The following is a 26,858-nucleotide window of genomic DNA, read 5'->3' as shown; positions in this document are numbered from 1 at the left end:
TTACCCTATTTCAGGAATCGTTGCATTTCCAAACTTAGCTTGTACTTCGTCAAAAGCTGCAAAAACATCTTTAGGATCGTCAGAAGTAACCATTTTCATTCTGTGTTCTTTAAAATGTGGAATTCCCTTAAAATAGTTTGTATAGTGTCTTCTTGTTTCTACAACACCTAAATGTTCACCTTTCCAGTCAATAGACATTTCTAAATGACGACGAGCCATGTCAACACGTTCAGAAATTGTTGGTTTAGATAAATGTTCGCCAGTTTTAAAATAATGTTTTACCTCATTAAAAAACCAAGGGTATCCAATAGAAGCACGACCAATCATACAACCATCTAATCCGTATATGTCACGCATTTCCATGGCTTTTTCAGGAGAATCAACATCCCCATTTCCAAACACAGGAATATGCATTCTTGGGTTGTTCTTTACTTCAGCAATTGGAGCCCAGTCAGCATTACCCTTGTACATTTGAGCACGCGTACGCCCATGAATAGAGATTGCTTTACAACCAACATCTTGCAAACGTTCGGCAACTTCAACAATTCGAATAGAATCATGGTCCCAACCCAAACGAGTTTTTACAGTAATAGGCAAGTTGGTGTGTTTAACCATGGCTTCGGTAAGTTTTACCATCAAGTCAATATCCTTTAAAATTCCAGCCCCAGCTCCTTTAGAAACTACTTTTTTTACTGGGCAACCGAAATTGATATCAATAATATCTGGATTCGTTTTTTCAACAATCTCAACCGAACGTAACATAGAATCTAAATTTGCGCCAAAAATTTGAATCCCCACAGGGCGCTCCTTTTCGTAAATATCTAGCTTCATTACACTCTTTGCTGCATCGCGAATCAATCCTTCCGAAGAAATAAATTCAGTATACACCACATCAGCACCGTTTTCTTTGCATAAAGCTCTAAACGGTGGATCACTCACATCTTCCATTGGCGCTAATAACAGCGGGAAATCAGGAAGTTCTATGTTACCTATTTTTATCATGCTGCAAAGTTACTTTTTTTTAAGTAATTATGTATATTTCGCTTTTTAACTCACAAACTTTTTTATTGAAACTTCCTTTTGAGCCTATTTTGTTCGGTTACACGATTAATATTCATCTTGTTTTAGAATATTTAGCATTTTTTTTAGCTTTTCGTTATTATGTTTTCTTGCGTAAGAAAAAAGAAGACGATATTTCTTCTCAGAATAGGTTGTCAATTATTTTAGGAGCTGCAGCTGGAGCTTTAATTGGTTCTCGATTGGTGGGAGTGTTAGAAAATCCTTTAGTCTCTTTTTCTACAGAAAACATAATTCAAATTTTGAATACAAAAACAATTATGGGAGGCTTGTTTGGTGGCTTGTTAGGTGTTGAAATTGCGAAAAAAATAATAGGAGAAACAAAATCGTCGGGTGATTTGTTTGTGCTCCCAATAATTGTAGGAATTTTTATAGGAAGGATAGGATGTTTTCTTTCTGGAATTAATGAATTTACTTATGGAAGAGAAACTGCTTCTTTCTTAGGTATGGATTTAGGGGATGGAGTATTAAGGCACCCAGTTGCATTATATGAGCTTGTGTTTTTAGTAGGGTTATTCATCAGTTTAAAATACCTAAAGAAAGAATACATTTTACAATCAGGAGAACTTTTTAAGTTTTTTATGTTAGCTTATTTTGGTTTTCGCTTTTGTATAGAGTTTTTAAAACCCAATACTTTTTTAATTTTTGGTTTAAGTACTATTCAAATACTATGTATAGTTTGTTATGTATATTACACAAAATTTATAATTCTAAAAATAAAAAATGCCAGAAAGAAAATATAACTACTACGATTTTACATTGAGTTTATGTCCTGAATGTTTAAAAAGAGTAGATGCCAAAATTGTATTTGAAGACGACAAGGTTTATATGCTTAAGCGTTGTAGAGAACATGGAAGTTCAAAAGTGTTAATAGCAGATGATATTGAATATTATAAAAATATCAGAAACTATAACAAACCTAGTGAAATGCCCTATACGTTTAATACAAAAACAGATTATGGATGTCCTTATGATTGCGGATTATGTCCAGATCATGAACAGCATTCATGTTTAACCGTTGTTGAGGTTACCGATAGATGTAATTTAACTTGCCCTACTTGTTATGCAGGTTCATCACCTACGTATGGACGCCATCGAACACTAGAAGAAGTAAAAGCGATGTTAGATGCTGTGGTGAAAAATGAAAAAGAACCTGATGTAGTACAAATCAGTGGAGGAGAGCCAACGATACACCCTCAATTTTGGGAAATTTTAGACTATGCAAAATCACTTCCTATCCGACATTTAATGTTGAATACTAACGGGATTAAAATAGCGAAAGACGTTGCTTTTGCTGAACGATTGAAAACCTATACACCCGATTTTGAAATTTACTTACAGTTTGATTCCTTTGAAGATAGTGTGTTGAGAGAGTTGAGAGGAGCAGACTTGAATGAAATTCGCAGACAAGCAATCGAAAACTTGAATAAGTTAAATCTATCAACAACTTTAGTAGTTACGCTTCAAAAAGGATTAAATGATCACGAAATAGGTAAAGTAATTGATTATGCCTTGCAGCAAAAGTGTGTGAGAGGGGTTACGTTTCAACCAACACAAATAGCTGGAAGGTTAGAAGGCTTTAATCCAGAAACGGATAGAATGACGCTTACTGAAGTTAGAAGAAAAATAATGGAACAAACAGATGTTTTCAACGCTGACGATTTAATTCCAGTACCTTGTAATCCTGATGCTTTGGTAATGGGATATGCTCTAAAATTGGGAGGAGAAGTGTTTCCGTTAACTAGGTATATTAATCCCAATGATTTGTTAGATAACAGTAAAAACACCATTATTTATGAGCAAGATGAAGCGCTACACGGAAAAATGATAGAGTTATTTAGTACGGGGAATTCTGTTGAAGTGGCAGAAGAAAATTTAAAATCAATCATGTGTTGTTTACCAAATATTGATGCACCAGAGCTAGGGTACGATAATTTATTTAGAGTTATAATTATGCAGTTTATTGATGCTTATAATTTTGATGTACGAGCGGTAAAAAAATCATGCGTGCATATAGTAGACAAAGACAATAAAATTATTCCTTTTGAGACAATGAATCTCTTTTATAGAGATGATAAAAAAGAATATTTAGAAAAGTTAAGACAAGAAATATAAGAAAAAGGATATGGTATTTTTAGAAGTAGGCGATCTTTCAGGTTTATTCGTAATTATAGGTTTAATTATGTTTGGTCCACCCGTGTTACTAGCTGTTATTGGAGCAGCTATTAGAAAAAAAAGTAAAACAGCTTCAAAAATATTTTATATACTAGCTGTTTTGTATCTGATAATCGGATTAGGTATATGTGGTAGTATGCTTACCTAAATAAGAGTATAATTTTCGCTATTTATTTTGTTTGTAGTAGCCTGCAAATAAAGTATCTTTGCAAATTACAAGTAGTTAGAATTACGACGAATGAATCCATTCTAGATATTGAGCTAATAAAAGTTTATGTTACATGTTTAGAAATGGCTTGAGAAACTTTACATTGAATGAAGAACATTAGAAATTTTTGCATAATTGCACATATTGATCATGGTAAAAGTACCCTTGCAGATAGATTATTAGATTATACAGGGTCGGTTACTGAGCGTGAAAAACAAAATCAGTTACTTGATAACATGGATTTAGAACGTGAACGTGGAATTACCATTAAATCACACGCTATTCAGATGGATTATGTTTATGAAGGTGAAGATTATATATTAAACCTAATTGACACTCCAGGTCACGTAGATTTTTCTTATGAAGTTTCTCGTTCTATTGCAGCATGTGAAGGAGCATTGCTAATTGTAGATGCGGCACAAAGTATACAAGCACAAACTATTTCTAACTTATACCTAGCGTTAGAAAATGATTTGGAAATTATTCCAGTATTAAATAAAGTAGATTTACCTTCAGCAAACCCAGAGGAAGTAACAGATGATATTGTTGATTTATTAGGGTGTGAGCCAGAAGATGTAATTCACGCAAGTGGAAAAACAGGTTTTGGAGTAGATAATATTTTAAAGGCAATTATTGAAAAAATTCCTGCACCGAGTGGAAATCCCGATGCACCTTTAAAAGCATTGATTTTCGATTCAGTATACAATTCGTATCGTGGAATTGAAACCTACTTTAGAGTAATTGATGGTTCTATTAAAAAGAATCAACAAATAAAGTTCATGGCTACAGGTAGACAGTATGGAGCCGATGAGGTAGGAACTTTAAAACTAAGCCAAGTTGTAAAAAACGAAATTAAAACAGGTGATGTAGGGTATTTAATTACAGGAATTAAAGCAGCGAAGGAAGTAAAAGTAGGAGATACTATTACCGATTTTGCCAATCCAACTACTGATAGAATTGAAGGATTTGAAGATGTAAAACCAATGGTATTCGCAGGAATTTACCCTGTAGATACTGAAGATTACGAGGAACTACGTGCTTCAATGGAAAAGCTACAATTAAATGATGCTTCCTTAGTTTTTCAACCAGAAAGTTCAGCAGCACTTGGTTTTGGTTTCCGATGTGGATTCTTAGGAATGTTACACATGGAAATTATTCAAGAGCGTCTAGAACGTGAATTTAATATGACGGTAATTACTACGGTTCCTAACGTAAGTTACCATGCATTCACGAAGAAAAATCCTGATGAGGTTATTATAGTGAATAACCCATCAGATTTACCAGATCCATCAAAGTTAGATAGGGTAGAAGAACCATTTATCAAAGCTTCAATTATTACAAAGGCCGATTTTGTAGGACAAGTAATGTCGCTTTGTATTGAAAAACGCGGACAAATTGTAAATCAAACTTATTTAACTCCAGAGCGAGTGGAGTTAATTTTTGATATGCCGTTGGCAGAAATCGTTTTTGATTTTTACGATAGATTAAAAACAGTATCTAAAGGATATGCGTCGTTCGATTATCATCCAATAGGAATGCAAAAGTCAAAGTTAGTTCGTGTAGATATGTTACTTAATGGACAAATAGTTGATGCGCTTTCAGCTCTATTACACGATAGTAATGCGTATTCAATAGGAAAACGTATTTGTGAAAAGTTAAAAGAACTGATTCCAAGACAACAATTTGATATTCCTATTCAAGCAGCAATTGGAGCAAAAATTATTGCTCGTGAAACTGTAAAAGCTTTACGTAAAGATGTAACTGCAAAATGTTATGGAGGAGATATTTCTCGTAAACGTAAATTATTAGAGAAGCAGAAAAAAGGTAAAAAACGTATGCGTCAAGTAGGAAATGTAGAAATTCCACAGCAAGCGTTTATGGCAGTGTTGAAGTTGAATGACTAGTTTTTTTGAAATTAGAATAGATAAACAAGAACATATAAAAACCCCGTTTTGATTTCATCAAAACGGGGTTTTTATATTAGATTATCAAATTTCCAAATTGTTACATTGAATTTTAATCCCTATTTCCTAAAACTTGCAAAGCCCAATACAATAGCATTGCTAAAGAACCTAGAGCAGCTACTAAATACGTTCTTGCAGCCCATTTTAAAGCGTCTTTAGATCCAGCTAGTTCCTCACGAGTAACCATATTTTTATTTTCTAACCAAGCTAAGGCTCTATTACTCGCATCATACTCAACAGGTAAGGTAACAAAGCTAAAAACAGTACCTAAAGCCATAAATGCTAAACCAGCTAAAGCAATATAAAAACCAATACCTGTACTACCAGAAGCAGCACCAAAAGCAATACCACCAATTACCATCCATTGAGAAAAACGAGAAGTGATACTTACCATAGGTACTAGTTTAGATCGCATTTGTAAATATTGATAAGCTCTAGCATGCTGTACAGCATGCCCTACCTCGTGAGCAGCAACAGCAGCTGCGGCAGCATTTCGTTGGTTGTACACAGCTTCACTCAAGTTTACAGTTTTGTTTTGCGGGTTGTAATGATCGGTTAACATACCTGGTGTAGAAATTACCTGAACATCGTAAATACCGTGATCAGCTAGCATTTTTTGTGCAATTTCAGCACCACTCATCCCGTTTCGTAAATGAACTTGAGAGTATTTTTTAAACTTTCTTTTTAACGTATTACTCACTAACCAACTGAAAAGAGATATAATACCAATTAGAATATAAAATCCTATCATAATCTATATAGTTTTAAAATTTTGTATCATTTTTGTTGGTTAAATTTACAACATAAATTATTCCAAATTATTAACGGTATAAAAAAATGTCAAAATGGCAAATCAACCTAAAATTTTAATAGTTTACACAGGCGGAACTATTGGTATGGTTAAAGACTATAATACGGGAGCGTTAAAAGCATTTGATTTTAGTCAAATCTCAAGTAAAATTCCAGAATTACAGCAGCTTAATTGCGAAATTAATACAATATCGTTTGATGAACCAATTGATTCATCAAACATGAGTGTACATTATTATATACAAATAGCAGATATAATCTCCGATAATTATGACAAGTTTGACGGATTTGTAGTGCTAACGGGCTCAGACACCATGTCGTATACATCGTCTACAATAAGCTTTATGTTTGAAAATTTACAAAAGCCTGTGATTTTTACGGGATCACAATTGCCTATTGGAGATTTACGTACAGATGCTAAAGAAAATTTAATTACATCTATACAAGTAGCATCAGCCTATGAAAATGGCAAACCAGTAATTCAAGAAGTAGGATTATATTTTGAATATAAATTATATAGAGCAAACAGAACTACAAAAATAAATGCTGAACAATTCGAAGCATTTGCTTCTATGAACTATCCCCCTTTAGCAGAAAGTGGTGTGCATTTAAACTTTAATTATCCATTATTACTTAAACCTAAAGAAAATCAAAGTGATTTAGTAGTAAGAAAGAACCTTGATAATCACGTGGCTATTTTAAAGTTATTTCCAGGTATTACAGAATCTGTAGTGAGAAGTTTTATGAATATCCCAGATTTAAAAGGTATTATTTTAGAAACTTACGGATCAGGAAATGCACCAACCGAAAAATGGTTTGTTGATTTATTAGAGGAATCGGTTAGCAAAGGAATTTACATAGTTAACGTAACTCAATGTAAAGGAGGAAGTGTAATTTTAGGACATTATGAAACAAGTTCAGAATTAAAACGCATTGGTATTGTTGATGGTAAGGATATTACAACAGAAACAGCCATTGCAAAAATGATGTATTTGTTAGGAGAAAAGCTTTCAAAAGAAGATTTTACGCATTATTTTCAAACACCCCTAAGGGGAGAAATGGCATAGTTTGTAAATAAATCGTTAATTTTGTGCTTGTAACTGCTTGAAATAGTATAGAAAAGAGTTAAAAAAGGAGTGATTAATAGAAATCCTAGAGATTTTTTTTAATGTACCAACATTTTTTTGTTACTTGCCACTCTGTAAAATTAAAAGCGTAATAAGTACAAGTAAAGAATTACTTATTTGTAAAAAATTAAGTTTTTCATGGTAAAATTTGTATTTTTAACCCGTTAACTATTTAAAATTAATTATAACAAAATGAAAAAAGTAGTAAATATCCTAACTATTGCAGGATTTATGTTTTTAGGAGCTATTCAGTCAACTTATGCTCAAGACGCAGCAGCGGCAGAAGGATCAGAAACTTTTCACCAAATCTTAAAAAGATACTTTATTGATGGTGGGCCTGGTTTTATGGGAATTGTATTAGTAGCCTTAATTTTAGGTTTAGCCATTGCAATTGAAAGAATTATTTATTTAAACATGGCTACAACTAATACTAAAAAATTAGTAGCTAGCGTTGACGAAGCATTAAGTTCAGGTGGTGTAGAAGCTGCTAAAGAAGTTTGTAGAAATACAAAAGGTCCTGTTGCCTCTATCTTTTACCAAGGTTTAGAAAGAGCAGATGAAGGATTAGAAGCTGCTGAAAAAGCTGTTGTAGGATACGGTGGTGTACAAATGGGCTTATTAGAAAAGAACATTTCATGGATTTCGTTATTTATTGCGTTAGCACCAATGTTAGGATTTATGGGGACTGTAATTGGTATGATCGGAGCATTTGATTCGATTGCTGTAGCTAACGATATTTCTCCTGCAGTAGTAGCAACTGGTATTAAAGTAGCACTTTTAACTACAGTATTTGGATTAATAGTAGCAATTATCTTACAAATTTTTTATAACTACATTATCTCTAAGGTAGATAGTATTGTTAATAATATGGAAGATGCATCTATTTCTTTAATCGACTTACTAGCTAAGTATAAAAAATAATTAAAGAATGAAGAACAGTAAATTAATAACAATAATAGTAGCATTGATTTCTCTAGTAGGGATAGTCTTGTTTATTATGACAATGGGAGCTGATGAAGAGGATCCAATTGCTTTATCAAAGGCAGTTTCTCCGTTAGTAACTTATTCGCTGATATTACTAATATTAACAGCAGGAGTTACAGTTTTAGCTTCAATTTTGAGTTTATTTAAGAATCCAGAAGCTTTGAAGAAGTCATTACTTGGCTTATTAGCGATGGGAGTGTTATTAGTAATTTCTTATATGCTTGCTAGTGATAGCCAAGTTTTAGGGGCTACTAAAGAGGTTGTAGCTGAAGCAGGTAGTAGTGTTTCTAAATACACAAGTACAGGTATTTGGCTAAGTATTATATTAATAGTAATCGCAGGAGGTTTCTTTGTTTGGGATTTATTAAAAGGAATAGTTAAATCATAAGTTAATATGGCAAGAAGAGAAAACCCAGAAATTAATGCAGGTTCGATGGCAGATATTGCCTTCTTGCTACTTATCTTTTTCCTTGTAACAACTACAATGGATGTTGATTCAGGTATCCCAAAAAAGTTAGCTGAAAAAACTGATGTAGAGCCACCAATTATTAAAGAGAAAAATATTTTTCAAGTTAGTATCAACCGTAATAATCAACTTTTAGTTGAAGAAGAAATTATGGAGTTGAAAGACTTAAAAGATGCAGCAATCAAATTTATAGATAATGGTGGAGGTATTGGTAATCCAATGCCAGGAAAAGAAGCAGGAGCTGCTTGTGATTACTGTAAAGGTGAAAAAGACCCTGAGTCGTCAGATCATCCAAACAAAGCAGTAATTTCTGTTGAAAGCGATAGAGGTACTGAATTCGGTACGTATGTAGCTGTACAGAATGAGTTATTAAGGGCTTATACAGAGTTGCGTGATAGATTGTGCCAAGAGAAATATGGTATGAGCTTTACTGAGTTAGAACAAGCTTTTAAAGACAGCGCAAGAAAAGATGAGTCATTAAGAAAGAAAGTTGAAGATATTAAAGCGAGTTATCCTCAAATTATATCTGATTCTGAACCAACAAACGTTCAATAATAGTAAAACAATAGAATATGTCTAAATTTAAAAAGAAGAAAAAAGGATTGCCAGCATTATCCACGGCATCTTTACCAGATATTGTTTTCATGTTATTATTCTTCTTCATGGTAACTACTACCATGAGAGAAACAGATTTGCAAATAGATTCACCTCGTTTACCAAGTGCCAGTGAGGTAAAGAAGCTTGAGCGTAAAAGTTTGGTGAGTACAATTTATGTTGGTAAAGCTAAAGACCCAAAGTATGGAACAGGGTACAATAGAATACAGTTAAATGATAAAATAGCGACTCCAGATGAAGTTCCTTCTTTTATCTATCTTGAAAGAGATAATGTTTCTGAAGCAGAAGTACCTTTTATGACAACTTCTATAAAAGCAGATAGAGAATCGAGTGTAGGTACATTAGCTGACATTCGTGAGAAATTAAGAGATGTTAACGCTCTTAAATTAAGTTTATCTACTCACAAGGGAGATGTTATTAAGAAGTAATTACTTTTAAATAAAACAAAAAGAGCAATCTATTGATTGCTCTTTTTTTATACAAAAAAAGTATCTTTATCGTTAGTTAATTATCTATGAAGTATATAGTAAGTTTTTTCGTGTTTTTTCTGTCATTAACTACTTTTTGCCAGAAAGATTCTTTACAGTTAGGAGATAAGTATTGGGAAGATCAGTTATACATTGATATAACATATAACTTATTACAAGATCAACCAGATGGAATCGGGAAGACTGGTTTCTCTTATGGTCTAGGTGTCGGTTACATGAAGGATATACCCTTTAATATAAATGGTAGAACAGCAATCGCTATAGGTTTAGGGTATAATTATGACTCATTCAGTCATGGGTTAAAAGTGCTAGAAGGAAATGTAAAAGAGTATGAAACTGACCCTGACATTTCATCCAACAAAATAAAACTTCACAATTTAGAAATGCCTATTCAGTTTAGATGGCGATCTTCAGATGCAAATACGTATTCATTTTGGCGTTTTTATGCGGGTTTTAAAGTCTCTTATAACATAAGTAATAGTTTTCGATACGATTCACCAACAGGAAGAGTTAGTTTTTCAAATGTTGAAAAATACAATAAATGGCAAGCAGGATTAACTTTGTCTGCAGGTTATGGTACATTTAATTTCCATGTATATTACGGATTGTCACCTATGTTTAAAAATGTAACTCTGAATGGAAAATCAATAGATAGTAAAATAGTTAAATTAGGCCTAAGCTTTTATTTACTATAATACACAATAGGCAATAAAAGGACTTAATAAGCCAATAAAAAAACCTAAGTATACTTCTCTTACCTTATGAGCTTTTAAATGTAATCTTGAGCTTGCAAGAAGGCCAGCTAAAAAAATAAATGATATAATTATAGGGAGTACATAAACAGCTTGTATTTGTTGAAACAATAAGAAATATCCAACAGCAACTCCCATAGACAACAAATGGAGGCTTCCTTTAATTTTAAAAGGAAATAGCAAGTAAATAAAGCCTAAACCAAATACAGTTCCGTAAAAGAGGTAGCTAACGTCTTTTAAAATACTCATACTAGCAAACATTTTTCCTAGAATTAAAAATAAAGTCATCATAAAGAAAATTGGAAATTTTCGTTCGTTTATACTATGTACGCGAAAAGATTTTATATGACCAATAGACTTTAAGAAAACTAGCAGAAGCATAGGTATAATGTATGTAGCTACAAATACTATTGCCAATATAGTATATTGTTGTTGTTTATTTAAGCTTATTGGAGAAAGTAGGAAATACAATATAACTCCTATAGTAGGCATTACAATAGGGTGAAGAATGGTTGATATGAATTTATGCCATCGCATTAAATTTCTTTGCGTAACCTCGCGACAGGAATGTCTAATTGTTCACGATATTTAGCAACTGTTCTTCTAGCGATGGGGTATCCTTTTTCTTTTAAAATTTTAGATAATTTCTCATCGGTAAGGGGCTTTCGTTTGTCTTCCTCTGTAATTACAGTTTCTAAAATTTTCTTAATTTCTCTAGTTGAAACATCTTCTCCTTGGTCGTTCTTCATTGATTCAGAAAAGAATTCCTTAATCAATTTTGTACCGTAAGGTGTAGAAACATACTTACTACTAGCAACACGAGAAACAGTTGAGACGTCCATGCCAATTTCATCAGCAATATCTTTTAAAATCATAGGTTTTAACTTACGCTCATCACCTGTTAAAAAATATGCTGACTGACGATGCATAATCGCATTCATTGTTACTAAAAGGGTCTGCTGACGTTGTTTTATAGCATCAATAAACCATTTTGCAGCATCTAATTTTTGCTTTATAAAGAGTACAGCATCTTTTTGAGATTTAGTTTTCTCTTTAGAATCTTGATACCCTTTTAACATATTGTTGTATTCTCTAGAAACATGCAATTCTGGAGCGTTACGAGCATTTAAAGTTAAATCTAAGTTCCCATCAATAATTTTAATTGAAAAATCAGGAACTATTTGCTCTGCTATTTTATTATTTCCAGCGTAAGAACTTCCAGGTTTTGGGTTTAGTTTGCTTATTTCGCTAATAATCTCCTTTAATTGTTCTTCAGAAATATTGAATTTTTCTAAAAGCTTCTTGTAGTGCTTTTTAACAAAATGATCAAAAGCTTCTTCTAAAATTCTTATCGCTAATGCTCTGCTTTCATTTTCAGATTTAGCTTTTAATTGAATGATTAAACATTCTTTTAAATTTAAAGCACCTACACCAGTAGGGTCTAATTTTTGAACAACATTTACCAAAACATTATGTACTTTTTCCTCAGTAGTAAAAACATTTTGGGTAAAAGCTAAGTCGTCAACTAGATCTATAATATCTCTACGTATATAACCGCTATCATCAATACTACCCACTAAAAATTCGGCAATGGCCCTTTCTTCTTCATCAATTCTAAATGTATTTAATTGATTTTTTAAAGATTGATGAAAGCTAGTACCTGCTGCATAAGGAATTTGCTTGTCTTCATCATCTGAAGAATAGTTGTTAGTTTGCGTTTTATAACTAGGGTATTCATCATCACTTAAATACTCATCAATGTTTATATCTTCAGCATCTATTTTTTCATTACCCGAATCGTCATAATCAACATCATTGGCTAAGCTATCCTCAAAATTTTCAGGCTCGTCTTTACCAGTATCTAATGCGGGATTTTCTTCAATTTCTTGTTTCAAACGTTCTTCAAAAGCTTGCGTAGGCAATTGAATTAACTTCATCAACTGTATTTGTTGTGGAGATAATTTTTGAAGTAATTTTTGATGTAAACTTTGTTTTAGCATATATACAAAGATATGAAATAGGACAAAAAAAATCGCCATTCGTAAAGGAATGACGATTGATATTTATAAGTTTTATGATTTTTTTAAAACTCAGCGTTTTGAGGTGTTCTTGGAAAAGGAATAACGTCACGAATATTGCTCATTCCAGTTGCAAATAAAACTAAACGTTCAAAACCTAAACCAAATCCAGAGTGTACAGCTGTACCAAATTTACGAGTGTCTAAGTACCACCATAATTCTTCTTCAGGAATATTTAGTTCAGCCATTTTTTCTTTTAAAACGTCTAAGCGTTCTTCTCTTTCAGAACCTCCTACCATTTCTCCAATTCCAGGGAATAAAACATCCATAGCACGTACTGTTTTACCATCTTCATTTAAACGCATGTAAAATGCTTTTATATTTGCTGGATAATCGAATAAAATTACAGGGCATTTAAAGTGTTTTTCTACTAAATAACGCTCGTGTTCTGATTGTAAATCAACACCCCACTCGTTAACAGGAAATTGAAATTTCTTCTTCTTGTTAGGCTTGGAATTTCTTAAAATATCTATTGCTTCTGTATAGCTTACACGCTTAAAGTTATTGTCTACAACAAATTTTAATTTTTCTATTAAGCCCATTTTACTACGTTGCGCTTGAGGTTTCGTTTTTTCCTCTTGCGCTAAGCGATTGTCTAAGAAAGCCAAATCATCTTTACAGTTGTCTAATACATATTGTAATACATATTTAATAAAGTCTTCAGAAAGATCCATGTTAGCATCTAAATCGTTAAAAGCCACCTCTGGTTCAATCATCCAAAATTCTGCTAAATGACGTGTAGTATTAGAATTCTCAGCTCTAAAAGTAGGCCCGAAAGTATATATTTTACCTAATGCCATCGCATAGGTTTCACCTTCTAATTGACCAGAAACTGTTAGGTTAGTTTCTTTTCCAAAGAAATCTTTAGAATAATCAATTTTACCTTCTTCGTTTACAGGAGCTTTGTTTGCTTCAAACTGAGTTACTTTAAACATTTCTCCAGCGCCTTCAGCATCAGAACCTGTAATAATTGGAGTATTTACATAGTAAAACCCGTTTTGTTGGAAGTACTGATGTACTGCAAATGATAATGCAGAACGTAAACGCATTACAGCACTAAAAGTGTTAGTTCTTACGCGTAAATGAGCATTTTCACGTAAAAACTCTAAACTGTGTTTTTTGGGCTGAATTGGATATTCATCAGGATTTGAATCTCCTAAGATTTCCAAATTGTTTACCTGAATTTCTACTGTTTGTCCTTTACCTTGACTTTCAACCAAAGTACCTTGAATGCTTACAGCTGCTCCAGTATTTATTCTTTTTAATAAAGTTTCGTCGGTATTTTCAAAATCTACAACACACTGAATATTATTAATAGTAGAACCATCATTTAAAGCAATAAAACGATTGCTTCTAAAAGTTCTTACCCACCCTTTTACGTGTACTTCTTGTAAAAATTTGTCAGATTGTAATAAATCTTTAACGCTACTTCTTTTCATGTCTTTATGTCTTCAATAAAATCAAGCAAAGATACTTTTTTGCTGTTAATTAGCAACAAAGAGACCCAAGAATAAAGAGTTAACTTTTATAAGTTAGCTTTAATAAAAAAACAACCATATTTATTTAAAATGGTTGTTTTTGAATATTTACTTGTCTTCTTTTGGAGGTAGTATTTTAAATTTAGTTTCTTTTAAAACTTTCTTATTAGCTATTCTTTTCTCAAAAGAAAGTAGAAGAGAAGGTAATAATAGTAAGTTTGAAACCATAGCTAATAATAATGTAATTGAAACTAGACCTCCTAATGCAATAGTACCTCCAAAACTTGAAATAGTAAATACTAAAAAACCGAAGAAAAGGACTATTGAAGTATAGAACATACTTACTCCAGTTTCTCTTAATGCTGAATAAACAGCAGGTTTTATTTTCCAGTTATTGGCCAGCAGCTCTTGTCTATATTTAGCTAAGAAGTGAATAGTATCATCTACTGAAATACCGAAAGCAATACTAAAAACTAAAATTGTTGAAGGTTTAATAGGTATATCAAAGAATCCCATCAATCCACCAGTAATTAATAAAGGAAGCATGTTAGGAATTAATGATATTAATATCATTTGAGGTGAACGGAACATCCACGCCATAAAAATAGATATTAATATAATAGCTAATGATAGTGAAATAACTAAGTTTTTAATTAAATAGTTGGTTCCTTTTAAAAACACTAATGCTTTCCCTGTTAATGAAACATCAAATTTTTCATCAGGAAATTGCTTATTGATTACAGCTTGTAGTCGTTCTTGGATAATATCCATTTTATCAGTACCAATATCTTTCATAAAAGTGGTAATACGTGCATAACGACCAGTATTATCCACAAAATTTTTTAGCATTCCAGAGTTACTATCTGAGTTTTTAGTGTACGAAAAAATGTAGCTTTTTTCTTGACTTGTTGGAAGTTGATAGTATTTAGGATTTCCGTTATAGTAGGCTTGCTTAGAGTATTTTACAAGATTGGTTATAGATATAGGCTTGGATAATTCAGGGAAAGTTTCAATAGTTTCATTGAGTTTTTCCATCTTTTTTAAAGTAGAAAGCTTCATAACACCTTTTTCTCTCTTGGTGTCAATTAAAATTTCTAGAGGCATAATTCCCCCAAACTCATATTCAAAAAACTTAATGTCTTTATAAAACTGTTTTCCTTTAGGCATATCTTCAATCAAACTACCTGATACACGAATCATGTAAAGGCCAATCATACTTAAAATTATTATGGAAACAGTAGTGATATAAATGGCAATTCGTTGTTTTTTTACCATACGTTCCATCCAAGAAACAACATTTCCCATCCATTTTTTTTCTAAATGGTTCAAATGTTTCTGCTCTGGAAGAGGCATAAAACTATATATAATTGGAATGATTAATAATGCTAGAATAAAAATACTGATGATGTTTACAGAGGCTAAAACACCAAACTCTCGCATTAGTCTACTTTTAACAAATATAAAAGTGGCAAAACCAGAAGCGGTAGTAATATTGGTCATTAATGTAGCATTTCCAACTTTTGAAATTACACGTTGTAAAGATTTAGCCTGATTTCCGTGTTTTTTTACTTCTTGTTGATATTTATTAATTAGAAAAACTGCATTGGGTACACCAATTACAATAATTAATGGTGGAATTAGAGCAGATAATACTGTAATCTCATAGCGGAATAATCCCATAAACCCAAAAGCCCATGTTACTCCAATGCTAACTACAAGTAGTGTAATAAAAGTGGCTCTAAATGAACGAAAAAAGAAGAAAAAGATAATGGCTGTTATTAATAATGCACCAATTACAAAAATTCCCATTTCGTCAGTTATATTCTGAGAGTTTAAGGTTCTAATGTAGGGCATACCAGAAACACGAACATCAATATTATGATCTTTTTCAAAAGAGTTTATAGTTGGAATTAGAATGTCGAACACAAAATCTCTACGAATAGGGGTGTTTACAATATCTTTGTTTAAATAAATTGCTGTTTGTAAAGTGCCTTTATCGTTGTATAATAGGTTGTTATAAAAAGGTAGCTTCTCAAAAAGTTGTTTTTTTATATTTTTTATTTCTTCATCAGTCGAAGGAGCTTGTTCAAAAAGTGGTTCAACAACAAATTTTCTTTGTTTTCTATCTGCTTTTAACTGCTGAACATCAGCAATAGAAACAGTAAAATCCACTTGTGTTAAACTATCTAAATCTTTAACAAGTTTATTCCAAGCATTGAATTTTTGAGGAGTAAATATTGTAGAATCTTTTACTCCTAATATAATGAGGTTGCCTTCTTCTCCAAAAATTTCTAAAAACTTATTGTATTCTATATTAACCTCATGGTCTGTAGGAAGTAAATTGGCTTCTGTATAGGAGAAGCGCATATGTTTCATTTGAGTGACTAAAAGCCCTGTAATTATAGCAATAGTAATTAAAACTAAGTAACGATTTCGCAATAAGAAGCCTGCGATTTTAGTCCAAAAAGTCATCCAAAAAAAATTTCAGCAAAGTTATGCTAAATGAATTAATAAAACGAAAAAAAGAGCATCATATGATGCTCTTTTTTAACTATTTCTTAAAAGAAATTATACAGTCATAATTTCTTTTTCTTTAACAGTATACTTTTCGTCGATTATTTTTACGTAATCGTCAGTTAATTTCTGAACATCAGCTTCAGCATTTTTCTTCATATCGTCAGAAATATCAACTTTTTTAATTTCATTGTTTGCGTCTTTACGAGCATTACGAACACCTACTTTAGCGTGTTCAGCCTCTGCTTTTGCTTGTTTAGCTAATCCTTTACGACGCTCTTCTGTTAATGGTGGAACATTAATTATAATATTTTCTCCATTATTCATTGGGTTAAAACCGATGTTAGCAAGCATTATTGCTTTTTCGATTTCTTGTAACATGTTTTTTTCCCATGGTTGAACTGATATGGTTCTAGCATCAGGAGTGTTTACGTTTGCCACTTGTGATAATGGTGTTTGAGAACCGTAGTAATCTACCATAATCGTACTTAACATAGCAGGAGTAGCTCTACCTGCTCTAATACCTGCTAATTCTTTTTCTAAGTGGCTAATAGCTTTATCCATTGCCTCTTTAGTCGAATCTAAAATAAAATCAATCTCTTCGTTCATTTTGTTCGTATTTAAAACCTCAAATAGGTTGAGGGTAATTTTTCGGTTTATTCGTTGTCAACTATTGTTCCAATATTTTCTCCAGAAACAAGTTTTAGAAGATTTCCTTGTGTGTTCATGTCAAAAACAATAATTGGTAATTTGTTTTCTTCGCTCAAGGTAAAGGCTGTCATATCCATTACTTTTAAGCCTTTTTCAATAACATCTTTAAATGTAATGTTTTCATACTTAACAGCATCTTTATCTTTTTCTGGATCTGCTGTATAAATACCATCAACACGTGTACCTTTTAAAATGGCGTCTGCATTTATTTCAATAGCCCTTAAAACAGCTGCAGTGTCGGTTGTAAAATACGGATTTCCTGTTCCTCCACCAAAAATTACTACGCGTCCTTTCTCTAAGTGACGATTAGCTCGACGTTTAATATATGGTTCTGCAATTTCTTTAATTTCAATAGCAGTTTGTAAACGAGTGTGAATTCCTTGGTCTTCTAAGGCACTTTGTAAAGCTAAGCCATTAATACAAGTAGCTAACATTCCCATATGGTCACCTTGTACACGGTCCATACCTTGGCTAGCACCAGCAACTCCTCTAAAAATATTTCCACCACCAATTACAATGGCTACTTCTACACCCTTATCTATAACTTGTTTTATCTCTTGGGCATACTCTTTAAGTCTGTTTGGGTCAATTCCATATTGACGCTCACCCATTAGTGCCTCACCACTTAATTTTAAAAGAATTCTTTTGTATTGCATTTGTTTTGTTGAAAGTTGTGCAAAGCTACATATTTTTTTTATTCTAATTTTAACACATAAAAAAAAACCATCCAAAAATGGATGGTTTCATATAAAATTGTCGTTGAGAATTATCCTAAAGTAACCCTTACGAAGTTTTTAACTTCAACATCACCGTAAGAAGAAACGTATTCTGCAACAGTTTTCTTTTCGTCTTTAATAAACTTTTGATCTAATAAACATTGTTCTTGATCTAAAGTAGTATTGTCAGAGATAAATCTTTCCATTTTACCTGGTAAGATTTTGTCCCAGATTTGTTCTGGTTTACCTTCAGCTTTTAATTGCTCTTTAGCTTCTCCTTCAGCTTTCGCTAAAGCTTCATCAGTTAATTGTAAACGAGAAACAAATTGAGGAACGTTCTTTAAAGTTTTACCTAAACGTACTAATTCTTCGTTGTCTTTTTTAATCGCAGCAATTCTAGCTTCAGTTTCAGAAGCTACATAAGCAGGATCAAAATCTTTGTAAGATAAAGAAGTTGCACCCATTGAAGCAGCTTGCATAGCTAAGTCTTTAGTTAACTCAGCAGCATTATCTACAGCAGCAGTTAAACCTACCATTGCAGCAATTTTACCAACGTGAGTGTAAGCTCCTACGTATGGTGCTTCAATTCTTTCGAAAGCAGTGATATCGATTTTTTCACCGATAACTCCTGTTTGCTCGATTAATTTTTCAGCAACAGTTACACCACCAAAATCAGCAGCTAAGAACTCTTCTTTTGTTTTGTGGTTAAAAGCGATGTCAACAAATTCTTGCGCTAATGCTTTGAATGAATCGTTTTTAGCTACGAAATCTGTTTCACATGCTAATACGATAGCAACACCGTATGTGTTGTCATCGCTAATTTTAGTGATTGCCACACCTTCAGTAGACTCACGATCTGCTCTTTTAGCAGCAATCTTTTGTCCTTTTTTACGTAAAATTTCAATAGCTTTATCAAAATCACCTTCAGCTTCTACTAATGCTTTTTTACAATCCATCATACCAGCTCCGGTAGTTTCTCTTAATTTCTTTACGTCTGCAGCGCTAATTTTTACTGACATTTCTATCGTTATTTTTTAGTTGTAAATATATTGTTGTACAAAGTTGTAAAAATTTAAAGGTTCCAATGTAATGAAACCTTTAAATTAAAAAATTATTTTGCTTCTTCTTTTGCTGGAGCATCAGCTGTTTTTTCAGCTTTAGCTTTTTCCTTATCAGCTTTTCTTTCTGTTAAGCCTTCAGCAATTGCATCAGTTACATACGATAATACTTTATCGATAGATTTAGAAGCATCATCATTTGCAGGAATTACAAAGTCGATTGGTCTTGGATCCGAGTTTGTATCAACCATTGCAAAGATTGGAATGTTTAATTTTTGTGCTTCAGCAACAGCAATGTGTTCTTTCTTTACATCAATTACAAATAAAGCTCCCGGTAAACGAGTCATATCAGAAATTGAACCTAAGTTCTTTTCTAATTTTTCACGTTGACGGGTAATTTGTAATTTTTCTCTTTTAGATAATGCATCAAAAGAACCATCAGTCTTCATTCTATCAATAGAAGTCATTTTCTTAACGGCTTTACGGATAGTAACGAAGTTTGTTAACATACCACCTGGCCAACGCTCAGTAATGTAAGGCATGTTTACAGCTTTAGCTTTTTCTGCAACGATATCTTTAGCTTGCTTTTTAGTAGCAACGAATAAGATTTTACGTCCTGAGTTAGCTATTTTTTGTAACGCAGCAGAAGCCTCGTCAATTTTAGCTGAAGTTTTGTACAAATCGATGATGTGAACACCATTACGCTCTGTATAAATGTATGGAGCCATGTTAGGGTTCCACTTTCTAGTTAAGTGCCCAAAGTGAACACCACTTTCTAATAATTCTTGAATGTTTGCCATTTTAATAAATGTGTTTACGTTCTGTTTTCGCAATATTTCAGTAGTTATTAAGTCTGAAATATTTAGATACTAAACTGTTAAAAATTGATTTATAAATAACAGTCTCGAAACATTTAAATACTGAAACAAGTTCAGTAAAATATTAACGTTTAGAGAACTGGAATTTCTTACGTGCTTTCTTCTGACCGAATTTCTTACGTTCAACCATTCTTGGATCACGAGTTAATAATCCTTCTGGCTTTAATACAGCTTTATTTTCTTCATTGATAGCAACTAATGCTCTAGTAATTGCTAAACGAATAGCTTCAGCTTGACCAGTAACACCACCACCGTATACGTTTACTTTTACATCGTAAGCCTCTAAGTTTTCAGTTAACATTAAAGGTTGTTGAACTTTGTATTGTAAAGTTGGTGTAGTGAAATAGTTTTTAAACTCTCTTTTGTTGATAGTGATGTTTCCACTTCCTTGAGAAACATAAACACGAGCAACAGCTGTTTTTCTTCTACCTATTTTGTGTACAGTTTCCATAATTATTTAAGATCGTTAAGGTTAATAGTTTTAGGTTTTTGAGCTTCTTGACCATGCTCTGTACCTGCGTAAACATATAAGTTTTTGTATAACGCGCTACCTAAACGGTTTTTAGGTAACATACCTTTAACTGCTTTTTCGATTAATCTTGTAGGATCTTTTTCGAACATTTCTGAAGCAGTTAATGATCTTTGGCCTCCTGGATAACCTGTGTGACGAATGTAAGACTTGTCTGTCCACTTTTTACCAGTTAGGTTAATTTTTTCAGCGTTGATAATAACAACGTTGTCTCCACAATCTACGTGAGGAGTATAATTTGGCTTGTACTTACCTCTAATAAGTTTTGCAACTTTAGAAGCTAGACGACCCAATGTTTGCCCGTCCGCATCAACTAAAACCCACTCTTTGTTTACGGTAGCCTTATTAGCTGATACTGTTTTGTAACTTAATGTGTTCATAATTACACGATTAGTTTTTGTTTATTAATAATTAATTTTATCCTTTAAAAAGGTCTGCAAATGTACGATTAATTATTTGATTGACAAATAGCGTGTTAGTTTAATTTTTCTATTGCTTATTTTAACTGAGTAAAGAGTATAAAAAAAGCATGCTAAAGGCATGCTTTTTTTGAATTATGTGTTTAAAAATTACTCCACTTTTTGATCTAATAAATCAAAGAACTGATTTAATCTTGGTAAAATGATAATTTTTGTACGTCTATTTTTGGCTTTGTTAGCAGGACTGTTGTTTTCTACTAAAGGAACATAACTACTTCTACCAGCTGCGATTAATCTTTCAGGAGCAACATTATACTTTCCTTGTAACTCACGAACGATAGCAGTAGAACGTAAAACACTTAATCCCCAGTTATCCTTTAAGGCTGATCCAGCTGAAACAGGAGTGTTGTCTGTATGTCCTTCAACCATTACATCCATTTGAGGCTGTCCGTTAACTACAGTAGCAACTTTTTCTAACACTTTAGAAGCTTTGTCGTTAATAGTGTAACTTCCACTTTTAAATAATAACTTGTCGGAAATTGAAATGAATACAACTGTTTTTTCAACATTTACTTCAATATCTTCGTCATCAATACCGTCTTGTAATTCTCTTTTTAAGTGAAAAGCAACTACTAAGTTTAAAGAATCTTTTTTAGAAGCAGCTTCTCTAATTTTGTTGATGTACTTATCTTTCTTGCTTAATTGAGATAATGTCTCTTTAATGTTATCATTAGCGCCTTTAGTTAAAACTGTTAAGTTTTCAACTTGTTGTAAAGTGTTTTCTTTATCTCTCTTTAGTTCTGTAACTCTGGACTCTAAAGAAAATGCCTTTTCTTCACAGTTTTCTTTTTCAACTAAACATTTGGTCAAGTTAGCTTTTACAGCTAGTAATTCTTCTTTAGTTTGTTCGTGTTTAGCTTTTATAGCTTCTAATTCTTTCGTTGAAGCACAAGATGCTAATAAGATTGAAGCAGTAAGGAATAAAAATATTTTTCTCATTTTATTCTATTTTTTAGATATATTAAACGTTGAGCAAATTTATAAAAATGAAGACACAAAAAAGAGAATTAACAATCTTTTATGAAGTGTGAATACATTATTTTTGTGACTAAATTTTTTAAAGATGATTAAAAGGATAACGCTTTTAGTAGTTTCATTATTGTTAGTAATAGCTTGTAAGGAAGAAAAAAAAGAAAAGATAACTAAATTACAAGGAGCTGTTTTTGGGACTACATATCATATAACCTATTTGAATAAGGTTGATTATCAAAAACCTATTGATAGTTTGTTTAATTTGGTAAACAAATCATTGTCTACATACATGCCTACTTCTGATATTTCAAAAATTAACCAAGGAGACACCACTGTAATAGTTGATGATATGTTTGTAGAAGTTTTTGAAAAGGCTAAAAGAATTTACAAGGAAACTGATGGTTATTTTGATCCGACGATTGGTAGATTGATAGATGCTTACGGCTTTGGCTCAGGAAAAGAAAAGAAAGATTTGACCTCTGAAGAAATAGCGGCTTTGATGGAGAATGTAGGATTTGATAAAGTTGTGTTAAAAAACAGAAAAGTTCATAGAGATAGTGAAAATATAGAGTTTAATGTTAATGCTTTTGCTAAAGGTTATGGAGTAGATGTTGTTGGGAGGTTTTTAGAGTCGAAAAACATTGATGATTATATAGTAGAAATAGGAGGAGAGATTAGAGCTAGAGGAACAAAAGACGGAAAGCTTTGGAAAGTAGCGATTGAAAAGCCAAATGCTGATGGAACACGTTCTGTTCAAAAAATAATTGAGCTGGATAATGAATCTATGGCAACTTCAGGGAATTATAGAAAGTACAAGTTAAATACTGAAGGAAAAAAGATAGTACACACGGTAAATGCCAAAACAGGACTAGCAGAAGAGAGCAATTTGTTAAGTGTGTCAGTTCGATTAAAAGGTGACTGCGCCGATGTAGATGCCTATGCAACGGCTTTTTTAGCAATGGGTTTAGAAAAAACAAAAGAGTTTCTAAAAGAACATCCAGAGCTTAAAGTGGTGTTGTTATATCATAATGAAGCAGGAGAACTAGCAGAATTCGTAAACTAGTTTTTGTAACATACAGGCAAAATTTCGCCTTTCATTAAAGCAAATCGTTCTAGTTTTTCTGGAGCGATTTTTTTTGTGTAGTCTATTTCATCAACTTTAAATCCTACAGAACGTAGTTTATTAAAATAATCACGACCGTACACACGTACATGGTCGTACTGACCAAATATTTTTGCGCGTTCTTTAGGGTCGGTAATAGAATTATCTTCAAAAGTAACTTCTCTTGATAAATCCTGCGGAATTTGAAAAATACCAAATCCACCAACTTTCATTACTCGATACAATTCTTGCATCGCCTTTGTGTCGTCAGGGATATGTTCCAGCACATGATTACAAAACACTACATCAAAAGAGTTGTCTTCAAAAGGAAGGTCGCAAATATCTGCTTTTACATCTGCTATAGGTGATTCTAAATCAGAAGTAGTATACTCTAGGTTCGCTTGTTTTCTAAAAAGATCTAAAAAACATTGCTCAGGAGCGATATGTAATACTTTTAACTTTTTATCCGAAGAAAAGAAGTTGCTTTCCTGTTGTAAAAAAAGCCACATTAAACGATGTCTTTCTAGTGACAGTGTAGAAGGAGAAAGTGCATTTTTACGTTGAACTCCATATCCGTAAGGTAAAAACTTTTTGAATGATTTTCCGTCAATCGGATCTGTAAAGTTATCTCCTTTTAACCAGCAAGTAATAATGGGACGAGCCCAATAACTGGCTTTGATTAATATAGGTCTAGGAATAGTATTAAGTATCGTTTTAAATAAAGACACAAATTATATAACTAATGGTTGTTGTCTAAATTCGTCTTCTTCATTACTTTCGATACCCAAAGCATCGTAAATATACTTAAAGGTAGATAGTAACTCTGGTTTACCATCAACTATGGCTACATCATGTTCAAAGTGTGCTGATGGTTTACCATCTAAAGTGGTAATTGTCCATCCATCACTATGTTGACGGATTTTATGAGTTCCCATATTGGTCATAGGTTCAATAGCAACTACCATTCCTTCTATAAATTTTTTACCACGACCTCTGCGTCCATAGTTAGGCATTTCTGGGTCTTCGTGCATCTTACGACCTAAACCGTGCCCTACTAGTTCACGAACAACACCATAACCATGTTTTTCAGTAAAGTTTTGAATAGCAAAACCTACATCACCAACACGATTTCCTACTTTAAGTTCACGAATACCTACATATAAACTTTCTTTAGTGATATCAAGTAGTTTTTGAGTTTTAGGAGCAATTTCACCTACAGCAAACGTGTAAGCGTGATCTCCGTAAAAATCATTTTTTATAGCACCACAATCAATAGAGATGATGTCACCTTCTTGTAAAGGTGTGTTATTTGGAATTCCATGAACCACTTGTGAGTTTGGGCTCATACAAAGTGTATTAGGGAAATCATATAGACCTAAAAAACCAGGAATAGCTCCTTGCTCACGAATAAAATCTTCAGCAAGTTTATCAAGTTGTAATGTAGTAACACCAGGTTTTACTTCTTTGGCAAGCATGCCTAAGGTTTTTGATACTACTAAAGCACTTTCGCGCATTAATTCAATTTCTTCTCTAGTTTTTGGTTTAATCATGGTAAAAATATTGAGGCGCAAATTTACAGTTATTTTTGATATGGATGTTTGTATTCTTGACCAGATAGTATTTTTAAGAAATCTTCTTCAACTGAGCTATCTTCAATAGCGTGTTCTACAAAACGGCCAACTTCTTTTCCGTCTTTATAAAAAATAAAGGTTGGAACTCGAATTACATTGAAACCTTCTTCTAAACCATTGGCTTTTTTCTGACGGTTCACTGTAACTAATTCAAGGTTTTTATAATCGAATTCGGCTTCGTCTAAGATTTTATAAAAATTAGGAATCTCTCTTTTACTGTCTCCACACCAAGTTCCCATAAAACCTTTTATTTTTATGTCTTTTAAATATGGTTTTAGTTTTTCTACGGTAGCTTTATCTGTTTCGTAATATGAATAAAAATCGTTAAACCACTCACTTCCGTATGGCTCTTGTTGGAAGTCTTTTTTAGTGGCAATACCAACTAAATTTCCATTTTCATTTTTTGTTGCTAGGTTCTTTGGTGTCGATGCACAAGAAATAATAAGTAAGGCTATAAAAAGGTATACGATTTTTTTCATGAAATATATTTTTAAATAAGCGAATGTTGTGTCATTTCTTTAGGTTGTTCAATACCCATTAATTTTAAAATAGTTGGAGCAATGTCGCCTAAAATACCACTTTTTATTGATTTTAACTCCTTGTCAATTAAAATCATAGGGACAGGATTGGTGGTGTGCGCTGTATGTGGTGTTCCATCTGGGTTAATCATTGTTTCACAGTTTCCATGATCTGCAATTAAAATAGTGGTATAGCCATTATTTAACGCAGTTGTTACTACGTCTTCAACACAATTGTCAACTGCTTCACAAGCTTTAACAGCAGCTTCGAAAACACCTGTGTGTCCTACCATATCACCATTAGCAAAGTTTAAACATACAAAATCAACATTACCGCTTTGTAGTTCAGGAACAATAGCGTCGCGAATTTCATAAGCACTCATTTCAGGTTTTAAATCATAGGTAGCTACTTTAGGAGATGGACAAAGCAAACGTTTTTCTCCTGTAAATTCATCTTCTCTTCCACCAGAGAAAAAGAAAGTAACGTGTGGATATTTTTCTGTCTCAGCAATCCTAATTTGACTTTTTCCAGCTGACTCTAATACTTCACCCAAAGTGTTTTCAATGTTCTTTCCATCGTAAATAACATGGATGTTTTTAAAAGTATCGTCATAGCTTGTCATGGTAACAAAATATAACGGTAGTTTTTTTATGTTGAATTCAGGAAAATCTTTTTGGCTCAAAGCTTCTGTTAATTGACGACCCCTATCTGTTCTAAAATTGAAGAAAATAACAACGTCATCTTCCTTAATTACAGTTTTTGGTTGTTGACTTTCATCAACCATTACTATTGGTTTGATAAACTCATCAGTAACATCTGCATCATAACTTTGTTGAATACTAGCTGGAGCATCCGAAGAAAAAGTTCCTTTTCCGTTTACTAAAGCTTCGTAAGCAAGTTGCACACGTTCCCAACGATTATCACGATCCATTGCATAGTAACGACCAGTAATTGTTGCCAATTCACCCGTAGTTTCTTGCATGTGTTCTTGAATATCGTTGATGAAATACTTTCCTGATTTAGGATCACAATCACGACCGTCAGTAAAAGCGTGTAGGTATACATTATCTAAACCAAAATTGTTAGCTGCAGATAGCAAACCTTTCAGGTGATCAATATGAGAATGAACTCCTCCATTAGAAACCAATCCTAAAAAATGGATATTTTTATTGTTTGTTTTAGCATATTCAAAAGCGTTTAGAAGTTCCTTTTCTTGTGCTAAAGTTCCTTCTTTTACAGCTTTGTTAATTTTGGCTAAATTCTGATATACAATTCTACCAGCACCTAAATTCATATGTCCGACTTCAGAATTTCCCATTTGTCCTACTGGTAAACCAACATGTTCTCCATCGGTTCTTAATTGTGCATGTGGAAATTTATTGTATAACGAATTTATAAATGGAGTTTTTGCGTTGTATATAGCCGATACTTTTGGGTCTTGGGTAATCCCCCATCCATCCAAAATCATTAAAATTACTTTCTTGTTCATGTTACAAATTTACTTCTTTGTATTAAAAGTAAAATCTT

General features: G+C 32.7%; 28 protein-coding genes. 11 read left to right on the top strand and 17 right to left on the bottom strand.

Going from position 1 to position 26,858, the window contains the following annotated elements; genetic code table 11:
* Positions 1-1,002, bottom strand: coding sequence for a tRNA dihydrouridine synthase DusB (gene dusB, locus ACXIHB_RS08325; RefSeq protein WP_462098044.1), 1,002 nt, complete (start codon positions 1,000-1,002; stop codon positions 1-3).
* A gap of 65 nt (positions 1,003-1,067) precedes the next feature.
* On the opposite strand from dusB, the gene ACXIHB_RS08320 reads away from it, so the two are divergent.
* The 4 genes from ACXIHB_RS08320 to lepA all read left to right on the top strand — a co-directional run bounded on the left by ACXIHB_RS08320 (position 1,068) and on the right by lepA (position 5,364).
* Positions 1,068-1,820, top strand: a complete 753-nt coding sequence (locus ACXIHB_RS08320) for a prolipoprotein diacylglyceryl transferase (RefSeq protein WP_047790050.1) — start codon at positions 1,068-1,070, stop codon at positions 1,818-1,820.
* On the top strand, positions 1,801-3,192 hold the full coding sequence (locus ACXIHB_RS08315) for a radical SAM protein (RefSeq protein WP_073182096.1): 1,392 nt from the start codon (positions 1,801-1,803) through the stop codon (positions 3,190-3,192). Before ACXIHB_RS08320 ends, ACXIHB_RS08315 begins: the two co-directional genes overlap by 20 nt.
* Before the next feature lie 10 nt (positions 3,193-3,202).
* Entirely contained in the window at positions 3,203-3,400 is a 198-nt protein-coding gene (locus ACXIHB_RS08310; RefSeq protein WP_073182094.1) for a hypothetical protein, read from the top strand.
* Positions 3,401-3,567: 167 nt separating this feature from the next.
* Positions 3,568-5,364 carry a translation elongation factor 4 gene (lepA, locus tag ACXIHB_RS08305; protein ID WP_047789984.1) on the top strand — a complete coding sequence of 599 codons (1,797 nt, stop codon included), beginning with the start codon at positions 3,568-3,570 and terminating at the stop codon, positions 5,362-5,364.
* Positions 5,365-5,476: 112 nt separating this feature from the next.
* Here lepA and ACXIHB_RS08300 read toward each other — a convergent pair whose 3' ends face one another.
* Positions 5,477-6,175: a zinc metallopeptidase gene (locus ACXIHB_RS08300; protein ID WP_047789985.1), complete on the bottom strand. Its 699-nt coding sequence runs from the start codon at positions 6,173-6,175 to the stop codon at positions 5,477-5,479.
* Between the two features lie 94 nt (positions 6,176-6,269).
* Between ACXIHB_RS08300 and ACXIHB_RS08295 the strand changes: the two genes are divergently transcribed.
* The 6 genes from ACXIHB_RS08295 (at position 6,270) to ACXIHB_RS08270 (ending at position 10,609) form a co-directional block, all read left to right on the top strand.
* Complete coding sequence (locus tag ACXIHB_RS08295) at positions 6,270-7,301, top strand: asparaginase (RefSeq protein ID WP_073182090.1); 1,032 nt, start codon at positions 6,270-6,272, stop codon at positions 7,299-7,301.
* Positions 7,302-7,553: 252 nt separating this feature from the next.
* On the top strand, positions 7,554-8,282 hold the full coding sequence (locus ACXIHB_RS08290; protein WP_073182089.1) for a MotA/TolQ/ExbB proton channel family protein: 729 nt from the start codon (positions 7,554-7,556) through the stop codon (positions 8,280-8,282).
* Positions 8,283-8,289: 7 nt separating this feature from the next.
* Positions 8,290-8,733: a hypothetical protein gene (locus tag ACXIHB_RS08285; RefSeq protein ID WP_462098043.1), complete on the top strand. Its 444-nt coding sequence runs from the start codon at positions 8,290-8,292 to the stop codon at positions 8,731-8,733.
* A 6-nt stretch (positions 8,734-8,739) separates the two neighbouring features.
* Complete coding sequence (locus tag ACXIHB_RS08280; RefSeq protein WP_073182085.1) at positions 8,740-9,366, top strand: ExbD/TolR family protein; 627 nt, start codon at positions 8,740-8,742, stop codon at positions 9,364-9,366.
* Positions 9,367-9,383: 17 nt separating this feature from the next.
* Entirely contained in the window at positions 9,384-9,854 is a 471-nt protein-coding gene (locus ACXIHB_RS08275) for an ExbD/TolR family protein (protein ID WP_047789990.1), read from the top strand.
* 86 nt (positions 9,855-9,940) lie between these two features.
* Positions 9,941-10,609, top strand: a complete 669-nt coding sequence (locus ACXIHB_RS08270) for a porin family protein (RefSeq protein WP_253679520.1) — start codon at positions 9,941-9,943, stop codon at positions 10,607-10,609.
* Here ACXIHB_RS08270 and ACXIHB_RS08265 read toward each other — a convergent pair.
* The 11 genes from ACXIHB_RS08265 to ACXIHB_RS08215 all read right to left on the bottom strand — a co-directional run bounded on the left by ACXIHB_RS08265 (position 10,604) and on the right by ACXIHB_RS08215 (position 22,046).
* The gene (locus tag ACXIHB_RS08265; protein WP_462098042.1) at positions 10,604-11,203 is read right to left on the bottom strand and encodes a hypothetical protein; all 600 of its coding nucleotides are present in this window, start codon (positions 11,201-11,203) and stop codon (positions 10,604-10,606) included. The two genes, ACXIHB_RS08270 and ACXIHB_RS08265, sit on opposite strands and share 6 nt — an antisense overlap.
* Complete coding sequence (gene rpoN, locus ACXIHB_RS08260) at positions 11,203-12,666, bottom strand: RNA polymerase factor sigma-54 (protein WP_462098041.1); 1,464 nt, start codon at positions 12,664-12,666, stop codon at positions 11,203-11,205. The genes ACXIHB_RS08265 and rpoN overlap by 1 nt, the downstream gene beginning before the upstream one ends.
* Positions 12,667-12,749: 83 nt before the next feature.
* Positions 12,750-14,183 (bottom strand): asparagine--tRNA ligase, encoded by a 1,434-nt coding sequence (gene asnS, locus ACXIHB_RS08255; RefSeq protein ID WP_462098040.1) that lies wholly within the window; start codon positions 14,181-14,183, stop codon positions 12,750-12,752.
* A 147-nt stretch (positions 14,184-14,330) separates the two neighbouring features.
* A complete protein-coding gene (locus ACXIHB_RS08250) occupies positions 14,331-16,694 on the bottom strand; it encodes an efflux RND transporter permease subunit (RefSeq protein ID WP_462098039.1) in 2,364 nt (787 codons plus the stop codon).
* Positions 16,695-16,790: 96 nt separating this feature from the next.
* A complete protein-coding gene (frr, locus tag ACXIHB_RS08245) occupies positions 16,791-17,345 on the bottom strand; it encodes a ribosome recycling factor (protein ID WP_047789996.1) in 555 nt (184 codons plus the stop codon).
* Between the two features lie 47 nt (positions 17,346-17,392).
* Positions 17,393-18,103 (bottom strand): UMP kinase, encoded by a 711-nt coding sequence (pyrH, locus tag ACXIHB_RS08240; protein ID WP_047789997.1) that lies wholly within the window; start codon positions 18,101-18,103, stop codon positions 17,393-17,395.
* Between the two features lie 110 nt (positions 18,104-18,213).
* Positions 18,214-19,182 carry a translation elongation factor Ts gene (gene tsf, locus ACXIHB_RS08235; RefSeq protein ID WP_047789998.1) on the bottom strand — a complete coding sequence of 323 codons (969 nt, stop codon included), beginning with the start codon at positions 19,180-19,182 and terminating at the stop codon, positions 18,214-18,216.
* Positions 19,183-19,274: 92 nt separating this feature from the next.
* Positions 19,275-20,021, bottom strand: a complete 747-nt coding sequence (rpsB, locus tag ACXIHB_RS08230; RefSeq protein WP_125065928.1) for a 30S ribosomal protein S2 — start codon at positions 20,019-20,021, stop codon at positions 19,275-19,277.
* Between the two features lie 142 nt (positions 20,022-20,163).
* Positions 20,164-20,550: a 30S ribosomal protein S9 gene (gene rpsI / locus ACXIHB_RS08225; RefSeq protein WP_047790000.1), complete on the bottom strand. Its 387-nt coding sequence runs from the start codon at positions 20,548-20,550 to the stop codon at positions 20,164-20,166.
* Between the two features lie 2 nt (positions 20,551-20,552).
* The gene (gene rplM / locus ACXIHB_RS08220; RefSeq protein ID WP_047790001.1) at positions 20,553-21,008 is read right to left on the bottom strand and encodes a 50S ribosomal protein L13; all 456 of its coding nucleotides are present in this window, start codon (positions 21,006-21,008) and stop codon (positions 20,553-20,555) included.
* A gap of 189 nt (positions 21,009-21,197) precedes the next feature.
* Positions 21,198-22,046: an OmpA/MotB family protein gene (locus ACXIHB_RS08215; RefSeq protein WP_159614269.1), complete on the bottom strand. Its 849-nt coding sequence runs from the start codon at positions 22,044-22,046 to the stop codon at positions 21,198-21,200.
* A gap of 124 nt (positions 22,047-22,170) precedes the next feature.
* On the opposite strand from ACXIHB_RS08215, the gene ACXIHB_RS08210 reads away from it, so the two are divergent.
* Positions 22,171-23,142, top strand: a complete 972-nt coding sequence (locus ACXIHB_RS08210; RefSeq protein ID WP_047790003.1) for an FAD:protein FMN transferase — start codon at positions 22,171-22,173, stop codon at positions 23,140-23,142.
* Here the strand turns inward: ACXIHB_RS08210 and ACXIHB_RS08205 are convergent.
* Genes ACXIHB_RS08205 through gpmI form a run of 4 tightly spaced genes read right to left on the bottom strand, consistent with a single transcriptional unit; the run spans position 23,139 to position 26,820 of the window.
* On the bottom strand, positions 23,139-23,909 hold the full coding sequence (locus tag ACXIHB_RS08205) for a class I SAM-dependent methyltransferase (RefSeq protein WP_462098038.1): 771 nt from the start codon (positions 23,907-23,909) through the stop codon (positions 23,139-23,141). The two genes, ACXIHB_RS08210 and ACXIHB_RS08205, sit on opposite strands and share 4 nt — an antisense overlap.
* A gap of 3 nt (positions 23,910-23,912) precedes the next feature.
* Complete coding sequence (gene map, locus ACXIHB_RS08200; RefSeq protein ID WP_462098037.1) at positions 23,913-24,731, bottom strand: type I methionyl aminopeptidase; 819 nt, start codon at positions 24,729-24,731, stop codon at positions 23,913-23,915.
* A 29-nt stretch (positions 24,732-24,760) separates the two neighbouring features.
* Positions 24,761-25,291: a thioredoxin family protein gene (locus tag ACXIHB_RS08195; RefSeq protein WP_462098036.1), complete on the bottom strand. Its 531-nt coding sequence runs from the start codon at positions 25,289-25,291 to the stop codon at positions 24,761-24,763.
* An 11-nt stretch (positions 25,292-25,302) separates the two neighbouring features.
* A complete protein-coding gene (gene gpmI, locus ACXIHB_RS08190) occupies positions 25,303-26,820 on the bottom strand; it encodes a 2,3-bisphosphoglycerate-independent phosphoglycerate mutase (protein ID WP_462098035.1) in 1,518 nt (505 codons plus the stop codon).
* Positions 26,821-26,858: the final 38 nt, after the last annotated feature.

The sequence above is a fragment of the Tenacibaculum sp. IMCC1 genome, from assembly GCF_054906355.1.
Note: the sequence above shows the minus strand (reverse complement) of the source record. Positions and strands in the feature narration are given on the sequence as shown.

Coding starts and splice junctions, on each gene's coding strand:
- ACXIHB_RS08275 (WP_047789990.1), top strand. CDS start 9,384: ATGTCTAAATTTAAAAAGAAGAAAAAAGGATTGCCAGCATTATCCACG.
- lepA (WP_047789984.1), top strand. CDS start 3,568: ATGAAGAACATTAGAAATTTTTGCATAATTGCACATATTGATCATGGT.
- rpsB (WP_125065928.1), bottom strand. CDS start 20,021: ATGGCAAACATTCAAGAATTATTAGAAAGTGGTGTTCACTTTGGGCAC.
- pyrH (WP_047789997.1), bottom strand. CDS start 18,103: ATGCAATACAAAAGAATTCTTTTAAAATTAAGTGGTGAGGCACTAATG.
- rpoN (WP_462098041.1), bottom strand. CDS start 12,666: ATGCTAAAACAAAGTTTACATCAAAAATTACTTCAAAAATTATCTCCA.
- ACXIHB_RS08210 (WP_047790003.1), top strand. CDS start 22,171: ATGATTAAAAGGATAACGCTTTTAGTAGTTTCATTATTGTTAGTAATA.
- ACXIHB_RS08315 (WP_073182096.1), top strand. CDS start 1,801: ATGCCAGAAAGAAAATATAACTACTACGATTTTACATTGAGTTTATGT.
- gpmI (WP_462098035.1), bottom strand. CDS start 26,820: ATGAACAAGAAAGTAATTTTAATGATTTTGGATGGATGGGGGATTACC.
- ACXIHB_RS08215 (WP_159614269.1), bottom strand. CDS start 22,046: ATGAGAAAAATATTTTTATTCCTTACTGCTTCAATCTTATTAGCATCT.
- ACXIHB_RS08310 (WP_073182094.1), top strand. CDS start 3,203: ATGGTATTTTTAGAAGTAGGCGATCTTTCAGGTTTATTCGTAATTATA.
- asnS (WP_462098040.1), bottom strand. CDS start 14,183: ATGAAAAGAAGTAGCGTTAAAGATTTATTACAATCTGACAAATTTTTA.
- rpsI (WP_047790000.1), bottom strand. CDS start 20,550: ATGGAAACTGTACACAAAATAGGTAGAAGAAAAACAGCTGTTGCTCGT.
- rplM (WP_047790001.1), bottom strand. CDS start 21,008: ATGAACACATTAAGTTACAAAACAGTATCAGCTAATAAGGCTACCGTA.
- ACXIHB_RS08295 (WP_073182090.1), top strand. CDS start 6,270: ATGGCAAATCAACCTAAAATTTTAATAGTTTACACAGGCGGAACTATT.
- ACXIHB_RS08290 (WP_073182089.1), top strand. CDS start 7,554: ATGAAAAAAGTAGTAAATATCCTAACTATTGCAGGATTTATGTTTTTA.
- dusB (WP_462098044.1), bottom strand. CDS start 1,002: ATGATAAAAATAGGTAACATAGAACTTCCTGATTTCCCGCTGTTATTA.
- frr (WP_047789996.1), bottom strand. CDS start 17,345: ATGAACGAAGAGATTGATTTTATTTTAGATTCGACTAAAGAGGCAATG.
- ACXIHB_RS08270 (WP_253679520.1), top strand. CDS start 9,941: ATGAAGTATATAGTAAGTTTTTTCGTGTTTTTTCTGTCATTAACTACT.
- ACXIHB_RS08265 (WP_462098042.1), bottom strand. CDS start 11,203: ATGCGATGGCATAAATTCATATCAACCATTCTTCACCCTATTGTAATG.
- ACXIHB_RS08300 (WP_047789985.1), bottom strand. CDS start 6,175: ATGATAGGATTTTATATTCTAATTGGTATTATATCTCTTTTCAGTTGG.
- ACXIHB_RS08280 (WP_073182085.1), top strand. CDS start 8,740: ATGGCAAGAAGAGAAAACCCAGAAATTAATGCAGGTTCGATGGCAGAT.
- tsf (WP_047789998.1), bottom strand. CDS start 19,182: ATGTCAGTAAAAATTAGCGCTGCAGACGTAAAGAAATTAAGAGAAACT.
- map (WP_462098037.1), bottom strand. CDS start 24,731: ATGATTAAACCAAAAACTAGAGAAGAAATTGAATTAATGCGCGAAAGT.
- ACXIHB_RS08285 (WP_462098043.1), top strand. CDS start 8,290: ATGAAGAACAGTAAATTAATAACAATAATAGTAGCATTGATTTCTCTA.
- ACXIHB_RS08250 (WP_462098039.1), bottom strand. CDS start 16,694: ATGACTTTTTGGACTAAAATCGCAGGCTTCTTATTGCGAAATCGTTAC.
- ACXIHB_RS08195 (WP_462098036.1), bottom strand. CDS start 25,291: ATGAAAAAAATCGTATACCTTTTTATAGCCTTACTTATTATTTCTTGT.